Origin of the sequence: Paenibacillus sp. UNC499MF, assembly GCF_900107975.1 — a bacterium.
Taxonomy (GTDB): Bacteria; Bacillota; Bacilli; order Paenibacillales; family NBRC-103111; genus Paenibacillus_F.
In genome coordinates, this window is sequence record NZ_FNVF01000021.1 from 15,007 (window position 1) to 33,060 (window position 18,054).

Sequence of the window (18,054 nt, forward strand, 5' to 3'; positions counted from 1 at the left end):
CCGATCCGCTCATCCCCGCCCCTTGAAACCGAGAGATGTTTCACCTCTCCCTTTATGGTATGTAGGCAAGAGCACGTTGACACGGCAATGCACCTATTTATTTGGAAAGAGGCCTTATTCTCAGTCGGGCCCCCCGACCTGTACATATAATAAGCCAGAATTGCACCTTCGGTTTATGGGAGGAATGGGGCTTTGGACTCGAAACGATTGCTCATGATGCTGCATGAAGAAATCCAGGCATCGCAGGGGGAGCGCCGGCACATCATTCTTTTCCAGAGCGATCGGGATTACCGGCAGGTCACCGAGCTTATCCGCCTGCACAAAGATACACATTCCAGCCTGTCCTCCGTGTATGATCTGAAACTGATCCGGGGGATCTCGTGCCCTATCCGTAACCGTGCGGAACTGATTAAGCATCCTGCCGTTCTCTCTATTGAAGAGGATGCGTCCATAACTATCCAGCTGCGGCCCAGAAAAACCGTAAAAACATCGGAAATTGTCGAAAAGGCGTCCGAAGACTCCCAGTTTATCCCCTGGGGCGTCCAGCAGGTCAAAGCTCCGGACGTGTGGAAAAAAGCCAAAGGAAGCCGCGTCACGATCGGCGTCATTGATACCGGAATCGACTACTACCATCCGGATTTGCAGGCTTCGGTCGCCAGAGGCATCAACCTGCTTAACCGCAGCCAGCCTCCCTATGACGATAACGGACACGGAACACATATAGCCGGAACCATCGCCGCCGCGGGCCGGATAGGAATTATGGGAGTGGCTCCCAAAGCCGTCATCCACGCGGTTAAAGCTTTCGACATGAACGGAAGCGCGTTCGTTTCGGACATTGTGGCGGGTATCGACTGGTGCGTGCGCAACGGCCTGGACATCATCAACATGAGTTTCGGGATGAAAACGTACAGCCGGGCGCTGGAGGAAGCGGTGATCAACGCCTATCAATCCGGCACCATTGTCGTCGCTTCTTCCGGCAATGACGGCAAGGGAGCGGCGATTGACTACCCCGCGCGTTTTCCGAGCGTCTTCTCCGTGGGGGCGACAACCAAGTTCAACAAGGTCGCCCCCTTCAGCAACCGCGGCAAACGCATAGACATTTATGCGCCGGGCGAAAGCATTTATTCATGCTGGCTGCACGGCAAGTACAACGAGCTCAGCGGCACCTCGATGGCGACCGCACATGTGAGCGGTGTCATCGCGCTTATGCTGTCGGTGAGGCCGTCTCTGCGTCCGCAGCAGATCAAGCAGATCCTCCGGCGCTGCGCAACGCCGCTCACGAAAGCGAAGCAGCCGGAAGGGACCGACGCTCCCGGCCTCATCCATGCGAGGCGGGCCGTCACCGCCCTGCTCAAAACAAACAAAGCCTGATCCGCCGAGAGCGTCAGGCTTTGTTTGTTTTGGTGTGCCCCGAAGCGGCAAAGCAGCTTCGGAGGGACGCATGCGGCCGCTCCGGGAAGCCCGGCGGAGCAGGCAGCCTTCGGGCTGCGCCCCCGGACAGCAGGACGCAGCCCGAGGCTGCCCTATTCAACGGGAATGGACAGCCCGGTGCAGACCATCCGTGGGAAGCCCGCCCATCCTCTGTCGCCGCGCGGTGCGGCACGATGCCTTGACAGCTCACGCGGCACTTCTCCCCCCAGCGGCAGTGCCTCAGCGCGCATGCAGTCGCTTCATTGTGTCATGCCCGGCCGGAGACTACATCCGGTCCGGAGCGGATACGCCTACGACCGCCAGCACGTTGGCGATAACGGTGCGCAGCGCGCCCAGCAGCGCCAGGCGGGCCTGCGTCTGCTCCGCATCCTCGGTGATTACGCGCTCCGCTCTGTAATAGCTGTGGAACAGCCCGGCCAGATCGTACACGTAGCGGATCAGGCGGTGCGGCGCATACAGCTCGGCCGCGATAGCGACTTCCTGCGGAAGCTCGCCGATTTTGCGCAGCAGCTCGTACTCGGCTTCCGTCGACAGACGAGACAGGTCCACCTGCGCCAGACCGCGCAGCTCCACTCCCTGCTCTTCCGCCTGCCGGAAGATGCTGCAAATCCGTGCATGCGCATACTGCACGTAGAACACGGGATTCTCGTTGGATTTGGAGATCGCCAAATCCATGTCGAAATCAAGATGCGAGTCCATGCTGCGCATCGTGAAGAAATAACGGATGGCGTCGACGCCGACTTCGTCCATCAGGTCTTCCATCGTGATCGCTTTGCCGGTACGCTTGGACATTTTCACTTTCTCGCCGTTCTGGAACAGGCTCACCATCTGGGCGATAAGCACGGTCAGACGGTTCGCGTCGTAGCCGAGCGCCGTCATGGCCGCTTTCATCCGCGGAATATAGCCGTGGTGGTCCGCTCCCCAAATATTGATAAGCTCGTCGTAGCCGCGCTGGAACTTGTTGCGGTGGTAAGCCACGTCCGGCGTCAAATAAGTGAAAGAGCCGTCGTTTTTGATCAGGACACGGTCTTTATCGTCGCCAAGCTCTGTCGTGCGCAGCCAGGTCGCCCCTTCCTGCTCATACACGTAACCGGATTCGCGGAGTTTGCCGAGCACGTCGTCGATCAGGTTATTTTCATAAATGGAAGTCTCGGAGAACCACTCGTCAAACTTGACGCCGAACCGCCCGAGATCCCGCTTGATTTTATCGAGTTCTTTTGTCAGCCCGTACTGGCGGAAATAAGACAAACGCTCGTCCTGTCCGAGCTTGGTCAGGCGATCGCCCTCTTCGGCCGCCAGCTCAGCGGCGAATCCTTTGATATCTTCGCCGTGGTAGCCGTCTTCCGGCATTTCGGCATCCTGGCCGAGAGCCTGAAGGTAGCGCGCTTCGATGGACTTGGCCAGGTTGTTCACCTGGTTGCCCGCATCGTTGATGTAATATTCACGCGTAACGTTATATCCGGCGAGAGCCAGCACGTTGCACAAAGCGTCGCCCACAGCGGCTCCGCGGGCATGTCCGAGGTGCAGGGAACCGGTCGGGTTCGCGCTGACGAACTCCACCTGAACCTTGCGTCCTTGTCCCACGTTCACGGCTCCGTAACGGTCCGCCTGTTCCGCCACCTGTGCAAGAATAGGATAGAGATAGCTCTTGTCCATACGGAAATTGATAAACCCGGGGCCCGCGATTTGAACTTCCGCGATCTGGGCTTTCTCTTTGTCGAGCTTCTCAATCAACTGTTCCGCAATCGCGCGCGGGTTCTGCTTGGCGATCCGGGAAAGCTGCATGGCCAGGTTGGTTGCGAAGTCACCGTGGGCCTTGTCTTTCGGTACTTCCAGCACAATCTCGGGAAGCTCCGAAGCCTGTACGAGACCCACTGCGACCGCGGCCTCGCCTATCGTTAGTTTAAGCGTTTCTTTTACCTGCTCGAGCACATTCATCTTACATCCTCCTGAATCGTTAACGATAATGTATATAAACCGGCATGATCCTCACCTACATACAGGTCGTAGCTCCAATCAATGACGCCGATGCCGTCTTGGAGATTCCGGACGTACGTCCGTGTGCGGGTTTCCATGGGGATTGAGCCCTCGGGCATCCGGTACCAGCCTGTCCGGGAATGACCCGCGACAAACGTCTGCTCGGATCCGATCTGCCCTTTTCTCGTAATCTTGAGTTCCTCGGGCCCCGCTTTTACCATCGTTGAAGTGCCGCCCATTTCTTCGGATGTCTCCTGGTAGAGGACATATACTTTCCCCTCCCGGATGTACAGCTCTCCGCGGGCTTCCTGTATGATCGATTCCTGTCCGGCAGCGCTTGTTATGCGGATGCGGACGTTTTTCTTGTTGGACATGACCCAAACGCTCCGTTCTTTCTTGACTGTGCCCGGCCGCTTCCGGGAATGTGCCGGCCTAAACCGTCTTCCCGCCCGTGCGTCCCGGCAAAAAGCAAAGTTAGCTTTAAGTGTATAGTATCATACGGGTATTTTCAATGGATCATTGCAGCCGCAGCCAAAAGCCTTTATTCGCCGGCACCGCCGCATGTGTAAACCCCGACGAGTAAAAATCCCCCAGGCACGTGGCCTGGAGGATGGGATTACGAATTGTATATGGTTAAGGTTAAAAATTATTTCACCAGTCCCAGCAAAATCTCGCGGATCAGCTTGGCTGCCACGATCTGCGTCTGTTCGGACGGATCGTAAACCGGGGCCACTTCAACCACGTCGGCGCCGACGATGTTCAGCTCGGAACCTGCGATAGCGTGAACGGCCGCAAGCAGTTCCTTGCTGGTGATGCCGCCCGCTTCGGCCGTTCCCGTGCCCGGTGCCGCGGACGGATCGAGCACGTCGATGTCGATCGTCAGATAAACCGGACGGCCCGCAAGCTCCGGCAGCACCTTCTTGAGGGGCTCCAGAACTTCGAACGGGTACAGGTTAAGGTTCTTGCGCGCGTACTCGAACTCTTCGCGCATACCGGAACGGATACCGAACTGGTACACGTTCTTGCCGCCGATAAGCTCGGCCGCCTTGCGGATCGGCGTCGAGTGGGACAGCGGCTCGCCCTCGTACTGCTCGCGAAGGTCGGCATGCGCGTCGATGTGAATGAGCGCAAGGTCCGGATACTTCGCGTACACTTCCCGGATAACCGGCCAGGACACGAGGTGCTCGCCGCCCATTCCGAGCGGGAATTTGCCGTCGCTCAGCAGGCCGCGGACGTATTCACCGATGATGTCGAGGCTGCGTCCGGCATTGCCGAAAGGCAGCATCAGGTCGCCGGCGTCGAAGTATTTCACTTCGTCGAGGCTTTTATCGAGATACGGGCTGTATTCTTCCAGCCCGATGGAAACTTCACGGATGCGGGCGGGGCCGAAACGGGAGCCCGGACGGAAGCTGACCGTGTAGTCCATGGGCATTCCGTAAAGCACGGCGCGGGAGGACGCGTAGTCCTCGGAGGCGGCGATAAAAATGTTGCCGGAGTAAGCTTGGTCTAAACGCATGGGGTCATCGCACCTTTCTGTTCGAAAACGGTCCTTATTTTACGAGATCTTCAACGAATTTAGGCAGGGCAAACGCGGCCTTGTGAAGGCGCGGCGTGTAGTATTTCGTATCGAATTCGGGAATCGAAGCTTCCTCGACTTGAAGCGGATCGTATGTTTTGCTGCCCATGGTGAATGTCCAGAGACCGCTCGGGTAAGTCGGAATATTCGCGCCGTAAACACGGACGATCGGGAAGATCTCACGAACGTCGCGGTTAACCGTTTTGATCAGGTCTGCTTTGAACCAAGGGTTGTCCGTCTGAGCCACGAAAATGCCGTCTTCCTTAAGCGCATCGTAAATGCCCTGGTAGAAGCCTTTCGAGAACAGTTCCACGGCCGGGCCGACAGGCTCGGTGGAATCCACCATGATCACGTCGTATGTATTTTTATGATCGTGGATATGCATATAACCGTCGTTGACGATCACTTCTACACGAGGATTGTCCAGCTCGCCGGCAATCTCGGGAAGGTATTTCTTCGAATACTCGATTACTTTACCGTCGATTTCAACGAGAACGGCTTTCTCCACTTTCGGGTGCTTGAGCACTTCACGGATAACGCCTCCGTCGCCGCCGCCTACCACAAGAACGTTCTTAGGGTTCGGGTGGGTAACCAGAGCGGGATGCGCAACCATTTCATGATAAACGAATTCGTCTCTTACGGTCGTCATGACCATGCCGTCCAGAACGAGCATGCGGCCCCATTCGGCCGTATCGATCATGGCCAGATCCTGAAAATCGGTTTTCTCGGTCACCAGCGTTTCTTTAATCTTGGCGGTGATGCCGAAGTCTTCCGTCTGTTTCTCGGTATACCAAAGTTCCATATTCCCAGCCTCTTTTCTTAAGTCAGTGATGTAAGGAGTGCATGCGGACAAGCCCCGAAATGAGACCGACCGCTCCATAATTTCGTACTGAATAGTATCCTCATCATTGTACCACAAGCGGGTAAATCCATGCGCGAAATGAGCCTTGCGCCTTGAGGGTTTGCACGCACAAATTGTATTATAGAGGATTGAACCCGAAATGCAAGAATTTTGCAGGACGGACGGGCCTTTTTACGAAATTTTAGGAAGCGGGAGGGAAAATACCTGAATAGGGGCCGGAAAGCTTTTCCATACTGTGTAATATGCCGCTATTATGTATCCTGAAGCTCACGCTTGAACCCGCTAGGCCCGAGAAGAAAGGAGAGTGAGGGACTCTTGGCCGATCAACAGAAAGAAGCCGATAACAACGCCGCTCCCGACAAAAAAACACCAGGTCCGGCCGACAAGAACTGGCCCCGCCGTTTAAAACGGGGATTCACTTTCTCCTTTACGACGTTTCTGGTCCTGTGTGTACTTGGAGGGGTATTCCTTCTCTATTTGCGATCACAGGCGCTTCCGGTCACGAAGGTGCTCCAGACGTCCCAGATTTTTGACGTTAACGGAGCTTTAATCGATACGCTGGATTCCGGCCAAAACCGCAAAATCGTGCCGATCAGCGATATTTCCGTATATGTGGTTAAGGCGACGCTCGCGATAGAAGATCAGAACTTCTACAATCATCCGGGTTTTGATGTCAAAAGCATAGCGCGTGCCGCCATCGTCAATCTGAAGAGCATGTCCAAGGTGCAGGGGGCCGGCACGATTACCCAGCAGCTGGCACGGAACTTGTATTTGAATCATGACCGCACCTGGACGCGTAAAATCAAAGAAACGGTGTATGCCGTGCAGATGGAGATGCAGTTGACCAAGGATCAGATCCTGGAAAGCTACCTGAATCAGATTTACTACGGACATTCCACATATGGAATCGAAGCGGCCTCCCAATTGTTCTTCGGCAAGCATGCCAAGGACTTGTCTCTGGCTCAAAGCGCGATGCTCGTAGGCGTTCCGAAAGGGCCGAAATTTTATTCGCCCTACTATAACATGGAGAATGCGATGGACCGGAAAAACGTCGTGCTCCAGACGATGGCCAAAGAAGGCTTCATTACCCAGCAGGAAGCCGACGCGGCCAAGCAGGAGAAGCTGACCGTCCAGCCTCTCGTGGAGAAGAAGCCTTCGCAGGCTCCTTACTTCCGCGACTATATCAAAACGCTCGCCGTGCAGAAGCTGGGCATTACGGAAGACCAGTTCGAGCAGGGCGGTCTGAATATTTACACGACGCTGGACCTGAAGGCGCAGAAAATCGCGGAAGAGCAGGTGGCCAAGCAGCTCTCCAAGGAAAGTGAAATTCAAGGCGCTCTGATCTCGCTCGATCCGCGGACTGGCTACGTGAAAGCGATGGTGGGCGGCAAGGATTACGCGGCAAATCAGTTTAACCGCGTGTTCGCGACGACCCGTCAGCCGGGCTCCTCGTTCAAGCCATTCGTCTACCTGACGGCTCTGCAGAACGGCTTTACGCCGCTCAGCACGGTCCGGAGCGAACCGACCGTCTTCAAATACGATGAAGGCAGGCAGTCTTACACGCCCCGCAACTACAACGACCAGTATGAAAATGCGGCCATCGACATGCGCCGGGCAATCGCCAAATCGGACAATATTTACGCGGTCGATACGATTCTGAAGGTCGGTCCCCAGAAGGTCATCGACAATGCGCGGAAGTTCGGCATCACGAGCGATCTGAAGCCTCTGCCTTCTCTTGCGCTGGGCACCTATCCGGTAAGCCCGTACGAGATGGCGGCCGCCTTCTCGGCGCTTGCCAACCAGGGGGTGCGCGTCGAGCCGACGGCCATTATCAAGATCGAAGATATGGCCGGCAGCGTGCTCTACCAGGCGGCGCCGAAAAGCGAACGCGTCGCCGACGCCGCTCCCGCTTACGTACTCACCCATATGATGGAGAGCGTATTCGAGGAAGGCGGTACCGCCAGCCGGGTGGCCGCCACGATCAAGCGGCCCGTCGCGGGCAAGACGGGCACGACCGACGCCGACGCGTGGATGGTCGGCTACACGCCCGAGCTCGTCACCGCCGTCTGGGTCGGCTACGACAAAGGACGGGCGATCAACACGGCGGAATCGCATCTCGCCTCGCCGATCTTCGCCGGCTACACCGAAGCCGTCCTGGAGGCGATTCCGCCGAAGCTCTTCCCGGTGCCGGAGGGAGTCACGACCGTCTACATTGATCCGAAGAGCGGCAAGCTCGCCAATGAAGACTGTACGACCGGCGCGCGCAACGAGGCGTTCCTCTCCGGCACGGAGCCGACGGAATACTGCACGAACCGGGCCGCCAAGGGCAAAGGGTTCGGCAGCGGAGCGCGCTCCTGGTGGGAAGATGTGAAGCGCTGGTGGAACGAATAGCAGCGGAAGCAGGCAGCATCGTCATCCCATGAAGGGATGGCGGTCTGTCATGCGGCGTTCCGGCCGTTTCATTCCCGGTGAGGCGGAAGGCACGGCGCCGGGAACGAAGCCGCCGGTGCCGAAATAAACGCCCCGAACCTCCGTACGGGCCCATGGAGCAGTCCGCTATTGACTGTCGTGATGTGACGCCGAGCGCCGCATGCGGAACTTACGCACGGCCATGGAGCGGTCGGTTCCGGTAGGATCTGTCCGGTCCTACCATGTCCGAAGTCCGAAATGTTACCCCCTTCATTGGAAGAAACCAAAAAAGGCGTATACGAGTTAGGGCTCGTATACGCCTTTTTTGCAGCACGTCCGTATGACCCGCAGATGTCCTTCCGGCAGCTTCTTTATTGAAGCTTCCTCAAAAGCCGAAAGTCCTACTGCAGGAAATAACCGGACGGGCAGTCATTTATATCCAACGCAAAAAGGCAGAACTAAGCGTCCTTAGTCTGCCTTTTTGCTGTCCTAGTATATGAGTGTAACATACACTAGTGTTAGTATACCCGCTTCCCCTGGGACTCACAATCCATGACACAATTTGTACACATTTACCGTGAGGCTAGGCAAGCGCTTGTTTAAGCTCTTCGGAAGAGTGGTTCCACCATTCCGCGTTATGCTCGATCAAAGCCTTGCGCAGCACGGCTTTTTCCGATTCGTCCAAACCTTCTACCATGATTTTGCGCTTCATGGCGGCATCCATCCGGTTCACGTGATCGGCGAGAATTTTCCACCCTTTGCGGGCTTCGGTATCGATCAGCATCTCGCAAGCCGTCACTCCGCCGTAGGAAGTTCCTTCCGGGGAACGGTCCACGGCCACCCATACGATCCAGCAGCGGCGTCCGTCCGGGACGTCTTCTTTGTTCGTCGAGAATTTGATCCGCTTCTCCACCTGGCTTTTCGCATGCAGCGCGCCCATGTCGAGGTAAGCTTCCTCCCCGTCGATAATAAGGCTGGAAACGTTGCTCAGGTCAATCGAGCCCGCTCCGAATCCTTTGTGATTCACTTTCGTGCTGACGATATTGAGCGCCGCCGGTTTTTTCTTCGGTTCTTCTTTATGGGAATCCATGAAAGGCACCTACGCTTTCCTAGAAAAATAAATCTGCTCTTCTTCATTTATTTTAGCTAATAATCCCCGGAATGCAAACATATACATGCTGTAGATGCTTGTCAACGGGGTGAAAATCATGAAAGTAAAGATGGCCAACCGAAAAAAAGCCTGGCTCGCAACCGCAGCCGCCGCGTTTCTGGGCGCGGCTTTCCTCGCCAACTCACTCCTTTCTTCCCCTGAAGAAAGGACGGGCCAGACAAGCCGGGCCGTTCTGTCCGGGACTCCGCAAAATCCAGTCTCCCCGGTGAACGCGGAACCTTCTTCTTCCATCGGTCAGCCGCCGGTGTCGGGTGAAGGCGTACACCAGCCTCTCAGCAGGCGCATCGTCGAATATCACATCAATGTGGAATACAGCCCGGAAAACCAGAAGCTCTTCGGCCAGCAGACCGTCACCTGGAAAAACCCGGGCAGTCAGCCTGTGCAGGAACTGTACATGCATCTTTATCCGAACGCCTTCGCCTCGGAAAAGACGACTTTTATGAAGGAATCCGGCGGCAAGCTTCGGAGAGATGAAGCCAAAAAAGGCAGCTTCGGCGATATGGAGCTGCGCAGCATCAAAACCGAGGACGAAACCGACCTCAGCTCCGCGATGCAGTTCGTCCAGCCCGATGACGGAAACCCCGACGACCGGACGTTGATCAAGGTTACGCTTCCGAAGCCCGTCGCCGCGGGAGCCGCCATTACGCTGCATACGGATTTTGCGGTCAAGCTTCCGCAAGTGTTCGCCCGTATGGGCGTAACGAAAGATTTCGTTATGGCGGGCCAGTGGTTTCCCAAGCTTGCCGTGTACGAGCCTGCCGGCACCCGGGGACGGACCGCGGAAGGCTGGAACCTGCATCAGTATCACGGCAATTCGGAGTTTTACGCGGACTTCGGCATTTTCGATGTCCGGGTGAAAGTCCCGGCGGACTACATCGTGGCCGCTACCGGTTTTCCGACCAAAAACCCGGTTGTCGAAGCCGGCAAGAAAACCTATCAGTTTTATGCGGATGACGTGCACGATTTCGCCTGGTCCGCTTCGCCCGACTTCAAGATGTTTGAAGAGCCCTATGCCGCTCCCAACCTGCCGGGGGTCAAGATCAAGCTGTACCTCGATCCCAAACATGAACCGTACAAGTCCCGCTATATGATCGCCGCCAAAAAAGCGCTGAGCCGGTACTCCCAGTGGTATGGTACGTACCCGTACTCGACCTTATCCATCGTCGTACCGCCGGAAGAAGCCAACGGGGCAGGCGGCATGGAATACCCTACGCTCGTTACCGCGTGGGGAGCCGCCGAGGGGACGCCCGATCTGGAACTGGAGCGCGTCGTCGTGCATGAGATCGGCCACCAGTTCTGGTACGGGCTCGTCGCCACCAATGAGTTCGAGGAAGCCTGGCTTGACGAAGGGTTCACCTCCTACACCGAGGATAAGCTGATGGAACTGGAATACGGGTCGAAGCCCAACCTTCCGGTCGAAGCCAGTTACATCACCTCTCCAGCCGCTCTGCAAAAAAATGCGTGGAGTTACCGCAGCCACAGTGAGTATGCCGACAATGTGTATACCCGCGCCAAGCTGGTTCTCAAGGAGATCGAGCACCGGGTCGGGCTAAACACGATGGACCGCATTATGAAAACTTACTTCCAGCGCTGGAAATTCAAGCACCCCGGAACCCGAGACTTCCAAACGGTCGTAGAGGAAATCACCAAAACGAAATGGACGGAGTTTTTCGATCAGTATGTATACGGCAGCATGATGACCGACTATGCGGTCGATAACATCCGCACCCGCCAGGTGAACGAATCGGGACAGACGTTGTACGAAAGCAGCGTGCTGGTCCGCAAGTTCGGTGGCAGCGTACCCTCGGTGCCGATCCGGTTCCATTTTGCCGACGGTTCGACGACAGAGAAGGTCTGGGACGGACAGGGCGAGCAGATCGAATACAAGCTGACCCATAAATCCCCGGTGGACTGGGTCTCGCTCGATCCCAAATACACTATGAAGCTCGAAAACCGGCACATCAACAACTATATGAAAACCGAAGTCGACACCACGTGGAGAATCCGCTGGACCCTCGGCGTAGTCAAACTGCTGGAAACACTGTTCGATACTGTAGCCTGGTGAGGTGATAAGATGCTCCGCTATCTTCGACAAGGCTTGACGGCCGCCCTCAAGCAGCCGTTCGCCGTCTGCGTGCTGTATGTGTATCAGTTTGCCTGGGGGATCCTGCTCTATAAGTGGGTCCAATCCATAATCGTCCCCCTGCTCCACCGCTATCCGGCCGGCGATCAGCCCCAGAGCGCCGTTCAGTTGTTCGTGGCGGAAAGCCAGTTCCGTCTTGTGAAAACGGATCTCATCCAGCCGTATCTCGAGTGGCTGATCATTCTTCTGGCCGTCCGCATGCTGATCAGCCCCATGCTGAACGCGGGTGTCCTGTATTCTTTGGAGCACCGGCAGATGAATGCGGGCTACCGTTTTATGAAAGGAATCCGCGAGCTGCTGCTGCCCTTCTTCCTCTACTATCTCCTTCAAACGGTTCTGATGCTGGCGCCTCTCTACTGGCTGGCTCCCAAAGCGCTTGCTTTATTCAATGAAGCTTACGGATACGAACAGCTTCTCCTGTCCCTGCTTCCGTGGGCGGCTCTCTATGCCGTGTATGCCCTCCTAATCCAGCTTCTCTTCCTGTTCCTGCAGTTCGGCCGGGCTTCCGAGGATCGGCGCGGACTTCTCGCGGTGCTTCCGGTCGTGTTCCGCCAAGGCTTACGGATTACGTGCAATGCTCTGCTGCTTATCCTGCTCGGCTTTCTTCTTGCCGTCGCGGCCACAACCGCATCCTATGTATGGGCAGGTTTGACCGCTCTCATCATTCATCAGATATATCCCTTGGTCCGTACTTTCGTCAAAATGTGGTCCATCGCGGCGCAGCGCGAAATCTGGGAAAGCTACCGTACCTAAACGACCGCTCTTCTGCCCGCCAGCCGGACGGACAAGACAGACGAGTCCCACTCCCGGACCCTTTTCTTAAACGCTCTCTTTCCGGATTGTTCCGGCGCGATACCGTCTCCCCCTGCCGTTCGCGGCCAGGGGGTTTTTAGTTTCCATTTGCGTTTATTTCAGCTATCATGGAGGGATAGAAGATAAAAGGAGGCATTACCGATGATATCCCCACGGACAAGCACCGTCGTGGCGGCAGTAATTGGCCTTTGTGTCGCCGCCGGGTCGTTCTTATACGGACAGTCCGACGTTAAAGCCAAAGAGGTTGTAGCGATCGGTCACGACGTCCGCATTTCCAATCAGGCATTCGACAAGATGAAAGCCGAAGTCGATCTGGCCTTTCAAATGCAGGGCGCCCAAAACACGTTGACCAACGATCAGCTTCTCGATCTGATGCTTAAGGACGAGCTCTTCGTGCGCTACGGCCAGAAACGCGGAGTCAAAGTCAAGGAAGCCGAAGTGAAGCAGGCTATCGACCAGCAGCGCAAAGCACTGGAAGCGGCCGGTCCCGAAGCGGCTCAGTTGAAGGAGATGCTCTACAAAAGCGCCGGCTTGACCGAAGCGACCTACTGGACCGATCCCAAAACCGTCAACCAGTACGCCAAATATCTCCTCCAGCAAAAGACGATCGAATTTCTCGTCAAAAAAGGCGAGCTGAAAACGCAGGAAGACCTCAACGCCCTGCAGGAAAAACTGCTTGCCGAAACGAAACCGGGACTGCGCGTGAAGTTTCCGGATCAGCCGAAGACTTAGGGTCGTTGGTTTAAGCCTCATTAAAAACCCCTCCTTTCATTTAGAAAGAAGGGGTTTTGCTTTCCGTTCATTCTTATTAAACCTTCCTATCGCACTATCTTGAAATTCTTGACAGCTTTCCTTATCTCTCCTACATCGTAATGCTTAGGCAGCTGATCTACAATCGCTGTCGTTGTTTGAATCAGTTCTTGCACTTCTCCGTCATTGATCTCCTCTTTGAAAAACTGATTGGATTTGTCCGACAAGGTTTGAACAGCATTTAAAACAGGCTGCACAGAAACACCATAAATATCAAATTGATGCTGGAGCTTAGTAAAATTAAGATATGCAAGGTTAATACGCGTGCCAGCGAGATGCAGAAACTTCGTGGGATTTTTTTCTTCATGCTTTAAAAGCGGGGTATAATCACTTGAAACGGCTTGCTCAAGTTGAGCAACTGCCTGCTCATATAGCAGTTTGGCGTCTTTGGAATCAACGGTTACCTTGCCAAACAAAAAACCTGCCAACACAATGTTCAGGAGAACGGAAATACCGAGGAGAACAAACCCTACTCTTTTTTTCATAGTTTACCTTTCCGGTATCAATTTAATGGTATTGGAGTTACACGTCCTATCCTCATTACCCTAAATCTGGATACTCAGGAACATGAATACCCCAATTTTCTTCATGCCGAATAGCATGATGGCAACTAAGCTGAAAGACATGGAAAACCCGCCCTTTTTATAGAAGAAGGCGGGTTTTTTGATCTACTTTTTCCCCTGAAATCCGACTAAATAACTGCTTTTGAAACTTTTTTGTAACTATTTTTAGTTTTTTGGAAGGAATTTCTGGACCTATGGCGAATATTTAGTGTCGGAACAGAAAAAGATTGCCGAATTTCTTCTTAGACGAAAAGGAAGAGAACGGGGGATCCACTCTGGGTGAATTGATCTTGCAACAAAGGGATCATAGGGGACACCTTCTACCGAACCCTCCAGCTAACCTCGTAGGCACAGGAAGGAGCAACACAGTTGAAGAAAGTCTTGTTGTTTGTTTTGAGCTTGACCCTGTTTTTGAGTGTGGAAATCGGCAGCGCATCCGCGAAGTCGACGCTCAGCTCCACGATTGACGGATTGGTAGGGACGCCTTACAAGTATTCGGGCACCTCGACCAGCGGTTTTGATTGCTCGGGCTTCACGTCCTATGTATTCGACCGGTTCGGCGTTGATCTGGCACGCACTTCAAAAGCACAGAACGGCCAAGGATCCTCGGTAGCGAAAAGCGATCTGAGACCGGGTGACCTTGTATTCTTTAACACCGACGGAAAAGGCATCTCCCATGTAGGTATTTACATCGGGAACAACAAGTTCGCCCACTCCGCAACGAACAAAGGTGTTACAAAGAGTGACTTGAGCGAATCTTACTATGCGAAACGATACGTTTCTGCACGCCGCGTTATCGGCGATGACCTTTTTAACAAGATCACTGCAGACTAGTAAGACGCACTCGTAATGGAACGCAGCATATACCCGAAAGGGAGCCCCGTAATCCAGGTTGCCGCCTGGCTTGCCGGGCTTCTTTTCATTTGTGGACGATTTCCTGTTACTATGAAGTTAGACGAAAAAGCAAGGAGCGTCCCTTCATTATGATCCTTTTTATTCATCGCAAAGATCTGCGGATTGATGATATGACGGCATTCGATTATATTCACAGCCTGGGGCGGCCGAGCCTGCACATTCTCATTCTGGACCCTTTTCTGCTGCGCGGCGGCCGGGACCGGGAACACAGCGGAGTCAACTTCCTGCGTCACGTCTCCAGGCTCACACGCGAATACCGGAAAGCAGGTGCGCATCTGGAGGTGCTTGCCGGCGAGCCTCAGGCCGTGGTCGACGGACTGCTCTCGGAGCTTCCGATTGAAGAAATCGTGCTGCACGGCGACGTTACGCCCTATGCCTTAGTACGTGACCGCAAACTTAAGGTTTCAGCTTCCGCCCGAGGCATTCCGGTTACTACGCTGATCGACCATACTCTCGCCGATTTCGGGGATTTCCAACACTTCGCGGAGCGCCGGACTCCTTACCAGGTATTTACCCCTTTTTATAAAAAATGGAACGCTTACATGCACCTTTTTTTCCGGCCGTCTTCGCCCGTCACCGTGCGCGACTTGCAGACACGGCCGCTGCCGGACCGCGAAGCCTGGTCCGCCCGGTTTCCGCTTCCGCTGGACCCGGAAGCGGCAGGCACGGCGCCTGATCCCGCTCAGACTCTGAGTGATTTTCTCGAAGGAGGTCTCCGCGCTTATGAAGCGCAAAGAGACCGGTACGCCTTCGAGACGACAAGCGGGATCAGCCGCCACCTGAACACCGGCGCGCTCTCGGTGCGCCGGGCGTATGAAGCCGCTCTCGGAAGCGAGCGGCACGAAGCCTGGACGCGCCAGCTGGCGTGGCGCGACTTCTACCTGTACCAGGCCGTCTATAATCCGGATTTCTTCGTCTACGAGAAGAAATTCGATTTCTCCGGCCTGGAGGACACGCTCTTCGAGCGGTGGTGCCGGGGTCAGACCGGCATTCCGGTCGTGGATGCGGCCATGGCGGAGCTGAACGCCACGGGACACATGCCGAACCGGCTGCGGATGGTGACGGCCATGTTTCTGACCAAGAACCTGCGCTGCCCCTTCACGCTGGGTGAACGGTATTTCCGGCGCAAGCTCGCCGATTACGACAACGTGCTCAACCGGGGCGGCTGGCTGTGGAGCGCTTCGCTCGGCTTCGACGCGTCTCCGTACTTCCGCGTCATGAACCCGGTCATGCAGTCGGAGACGCATGATCCGACGGGGATGTACATCCGGCGGTGGCTTCCCCGGCTCGCTCATCTGAGCGACAAGGAGATCCACAAGCCGCAGGCGGACGCGATCGTCGATCTGAAGAGCTCCCGCGCCGCAGCGATCGAGATTTACAAGCGTATGCTGGCCGAGGCGAAACCTGACTCCGGACCGGGTCCGGACTGATTTTCCCCCTGGCGGCCGTCCCCCTGTTTAAAGCCCCGTTCTTCGGGTAAATAGAAGTACGAGGTGATAAACATGGAAAATCCAATGGTGAAGTGCAGCATTGCCAACTGCGAATACTGGGAGCAGGGCAATAACTGCAGCGCGGAAGTTATTATGATCGAAGTAAACGCTCATTCGAACAAACCGCAACCGCAGGAGCGGGACGGTCTGCCTTACGATTCCGGACATCAGGATTCCGCCGAGGGCATCACCGACACCTGCTGTCAAACTTTCGAGGAACGTCATCATCACTAATTCAATCGAACTTTTCATTAAAAAATGAAAATGCCGACAGCAGAGGAACCTTACCGCTCCCCTGTTGTCGGCTTACAAAAATAATCCCGCCGGGAAGGCGGGGATTAAGGCCGGGCAGGCTTCATCCTGTCCGGCTTTTTTTCATGGTAAAAAATCCGTTTACTCCTGCAGGATCGTACTGTACGAAGCTCAGCCTTTCTACGCTTTACCAGCCGAAATCCAGTTTCTTACCCGTTTCCACAAACGTTTTGATGGCGCTCAGCAGCATCCACCATGCGGGGTCCGCCTTCTCGTAAGACGGGTGATTTTCGACCCACTGATCGTTGACCAGCGTCAGCTTGGTGCAGCCGGCGAACGGCTCCAGCTTAATGGTTACCCGCGTTGTGATTTCCGCATGATTCGGATAGTAGGAAGGTCCGGGGTGTTCGATATAACTTAAGATGCGGTTCGGCTCGTATTCTAGCACTTCTCCGTAAATATGGACGGTCTGCTCGCCGTCATTGCCGGGCCCGATAAACCGGATAGATTCACCGGGGACATAAGAAGAATCGATCACACAGTCGAAAAAGATTTTACGGGTTTTTTCCGGCGTTACGAAAACATCCCACACCTGCTCCGGGCTGCCGTCGATATAAAAATGATAAGTGAGATCCATTGAAAATTCCTCCCTAGCCTAGTGTCGGCGTCTTGTGATAGCTTGGCCGTTTTGCTACCATCAATTTTACAGGGTCACGGCGCAAAGCGATTGTAAAAAAGCGACATCTTCCCTGAGACATCATCTGGAACGGAGGCGGCTCCGCATGAAACCCGAAGAGAATCCCGTCGTCGTCAACAAAGGTATTTTAAATTTTGAAAAGGGCCGGCAGAAGTTCACCATTTCCCGAAGATTGCCCGCTCCGGAGCTGGCTTTTTTTATCCGGCATTATTGGCTGATTCATTGGGATTTGAGAGGACTTCCCTCCCATACCCAGGAGGTGCTCCAGCCTCCATGCTTTAATCTGGTTTTTGAGAAAGACAACACGCGGATCTACGGGACGAATAAGGGGAAAACGTCGCAGCTTCTTGAGGACAAAGGAGAAGTGTTCGGCGTATTGTTCCGGCCGGGCGGGTTTTATCCGTTTTACCGGCGGCCCGCTTCTGAGCTGGCCAACCGCAGCCTGCCCTTCCGGGAAGTTTTCGGCAGAAGCTGCCTTCCGCTTGAAGATGCCCTTTTCTCCGAAACGGATGAAGATGCGAAGGTCCGCTTCGTGGATGACTTTTTCAATAGTGAGCGGCCGCCGGCTGACGAACAAATCGAAATCGTCAATTCGGTGATCGATTATATTGCGGGGCACAGGGAAATCAACCGGGTAGAGGACGTCGGGGCCAGATTCGGCATCTCGGCAAGAACGATGCAGCGGATGTTCAGCCAGTATGTCGGCGCCAGCCCGAAATGGGTTATTAAAAGATACCGCCTGCAGGATGCCGCCGTATCGGCGGATGCGGAAGGATCGCCGGATTGGTCGAAGCTCGCGGTAGAGCTGGGGTATTACGACCAGGCTCATCTGATTAAAGATTTCAAAACAGTTGTCGGCAAATCTCCGGAGGAGTATGTGCGCAGCAAGCAAGGTTAAACCGGCAGAGCCGCACAAAAAATGGAACGGCCTCACTGAATTGTAGC

16 protein-coding genes and 1 riboswitch are annotated in these 18,054 nt (G+C 55.0%); of the genes, 9 read left to right on the forward strand and 7 right to left on the reverse strand.

From position 1 onward, the window contains the following. Positions 1-192: 192 nt before the first annotated feature. Positions 193-1,371, forward strand: a complete 1,179-nt coding sequence (locus tag C4S74_RS24610; protein ID WP_103997957.1) for a S8 family peptidase — start codon at positions 193-195, stop codon at positions 1,369-1,371. A gap of 324 nt (positions 1,372-1,695) precedes the next feature. Here the strand turns inward: C4S74_RS24610 and argS are convergent, their stop codons facing one another. The 4 genes from argS to speE all read right to left on the reverse strand — a co-directional run bounded on the left by argS (position 1,696) and on the right by speE (position 5,786). After that, positions 1,696-3,369 (reverse strand): arginine--tRNA ligase, encoded by a 1,674-nt coding sequence (gene argS / locus C4S74_RS24615; RefSeq protein WP_103997958.1) that lies wholly within the window; start codon positions 3,367-3,369, stop codon positions 1,696-1,698. Further along, entirely contained in the window at positions 3,366-3,782 is a 417-nt protein-coding gene (locus tag C4S74_RS24620; RefSeq protein WP_103997959.1) for a DUF1934 domain-containing protein, read from the reverse strand. The genes argS and C4S74_RS24620 overlap by 4 nt, the downstream gene beginning before the upstream one ends. A 272-nt stretch (positions 3,783-4,054) precedes the next feature. Continuing rightward, the gene (gene speB / locus C4S74_RS24625) at positions 4,055-4,924 is read right to left on the reverse strand and encodes an agmatinase (protein WP_103997960.1); all 870 of its coding nucleotides are present in this window, start codon (positions 4,922-4,924) and stop codon (positions 4,055-4,057) included. Positions 4,925-4,958: 34 nt separating this feature from the next. Beyond that, positions 4,959-5,786 (reverse strand): polyamine aminopropyltransferase, encoded by an 828-nt coding sequence (gene speE, locus C4S74_RS24630; RefSeq protein WP_103997961.1) that lies wholly within the window; start codon positions 5,784-5,786, stop codon positions 4,959-4,961. A 375-nt stretch (positions 5,787-6,161) separates the two neighbouring features. Between speE and C4S74_RS24635 the strand changes: the two genes are divergently transcribed. After that, positions 6,162-8,237: a transglycosylase domain-containing protein gene (locus C4S74_RS24635; protein ID WP_258042604.1), complete on the forward strand. Its 2,076-nt coding sequence runs from the start codon at positions 6,162-6,164 to the stop codon at positions 8,235-8,237. Positions 8,238-8,838: 601 nt separating this feature from the next. On the opposite strand, the gene C4S74_RS24640 is transcribed toward C4S74_RS24635, so the two are convergent. Then, a complete protein-coding gene (locus tag C4S74_RS24640; protein WP_103997993.1) occupies positions 8,839-9,345 on the reverse strand; it encodes a YwhD family protein in 507 nt (168 codons plus the stop codon). A gap of 118 nt (positions 9,346-9,463) precedes the next feature. Here C4S74_RS24640 and C4S74_RS24645 point away from each other — a divergent pair, with 118 nt between their 5' ends. The 3 genes from C4S74_RS24645 (at position 9,464) to C4S74_RS24655 (ending at position 13,114) form a co-directional block, all read left to right on the forward strand. Further along, the gene (locus C4S74_RS24645) at positions 9,464-11,491 is read left to right on the forward strand and encodes a M1 family metallopeptidase (RefSeq protein WP_258042605.1); all 2,028 of its coding nucleotides are present in this window, start codon (positions 9,464-9,466) and stop codon (positions 11,489-11,491) included. 9 nt (positions 11,492-11,500) lie between these two features. After that, on the forward strand, positions 11,501-12,322 hold the full coding sequence (locus tag C4S74_RS24650) for a hypothetical protein (RefSeq protein ID WP_103997964.1): 822 nt from the start codon (positions 11,501-11,503) through the stop codon (positions 12,320-12,322). Positions 12,323-12,523: 201 nt separating this feature from the next. Further along, positions 12,524-13,114 (forward strand): SurA N-terminal domain-containing protein, encoded by a 591-nt coding sequence (locus C4S74_RS24655; protein ID WP_103997965.1) that lies wholly within the window; start codon positions 12,524-12,526, stop codon positions 13,112-13,114. 86 nt (positions 13,115-13,200) lie between these two features. Here C4S74_RS24655 and C4S74_RS24660 read toward each other — a convergent pair whose 3' ends face one another. Further along, on the reverse strand, positions 13,201-13,677 hold the full coding sequence (locus C4S74_RS24660) for a hypothetical protein (protein WP_103997966.1): 477 nt from the start codon (positions 13,675-13,677) through the stop codon (positions 13,201-13,203). A gap of 296 nt (positions 13,678-13,973) precedes the next feature. After that, positions 13,974-14,121: riboswitch (cyclic di-AMP (ydaO/yuaA leader) on the forward strand. Between the two features lie 3 nt (positions 14,122-14,124). Here C4S74_RS24660 and C4S74_RS24665 point away from each other — a divergent pair. The 3 genes from C4S74_RS24665 (at position 14,125) to C4S74_RS24675 (ending at position 16,394) form a co-directional block, all read left to right on the forward strand. After that, positions 14,125-14,589, forward strand: a complete 465-nt coding sequence (locus tag C4S74_RS24665; protein WP_103997967.1) for a C40 family peptidase — start codon at positions 14,125-14,127, stop codon at positions 14,587-14,589. A 149-nt stretch (positions 14,590-14,738) separates the two neighbouring features. Further along, complete coding sequence (locus C4S74_RS24670) at positions 14,739-16,100, forward strand: deoxyribodipyrimidine photo-lyase (RefSeq protein WP_103997968.1); 1,362 nt, start codon at positions 14,739-14,741, stop codon at positions 16,098-16,100. A gap of 72 nt (positions 16,101-16,172) precedes the next feature. Then, positions 16,173-16,394: a DUF1540 domain-containing protein gene (locus C4S74_RS24675; RefSeq protein ID WP_009671636.1), complete on the forward strand. Its 222-nt coding sequence runs from the start codon at positions 16,173-16,175 to the stop codon at positions 16,392-16,394. A gap of 205 nt (positions 16,395-16,599) precedes the next feature. Here the strand turns inward: C4S74_RS24675 and C4S74_RS24680 are convergent, their stop codons facing one another. Next, positions 16,600-17,049, reverse strand: a complete 450-nt coding sequence (locus tag C4S74_RS24680) for an SRPBCC domain-containing protein (RefSeq protein ID WP_103997969.1) — start codon at positions 17,047-17,049, stop codon at positions 16,600-16,602. Between the two features lie 145 nt (positions 17,050-17,194). Between C4S74_RS24680 and C4S74_RS24685 the strand changes: the two genes are divergently transcribed. Then, positions 17,195-18,007, forward strand: a complete 813-nt coding sequence (locus C4S74_RS24685; RefSeq protein WP_103997970.1) for an AraC family transcriptional regulator — start codon at positions 17,195-17,197, stop codon at positions 18,005-18,007. Positions 18,008-18,054 lie beyond the last annotated feature (47 nt).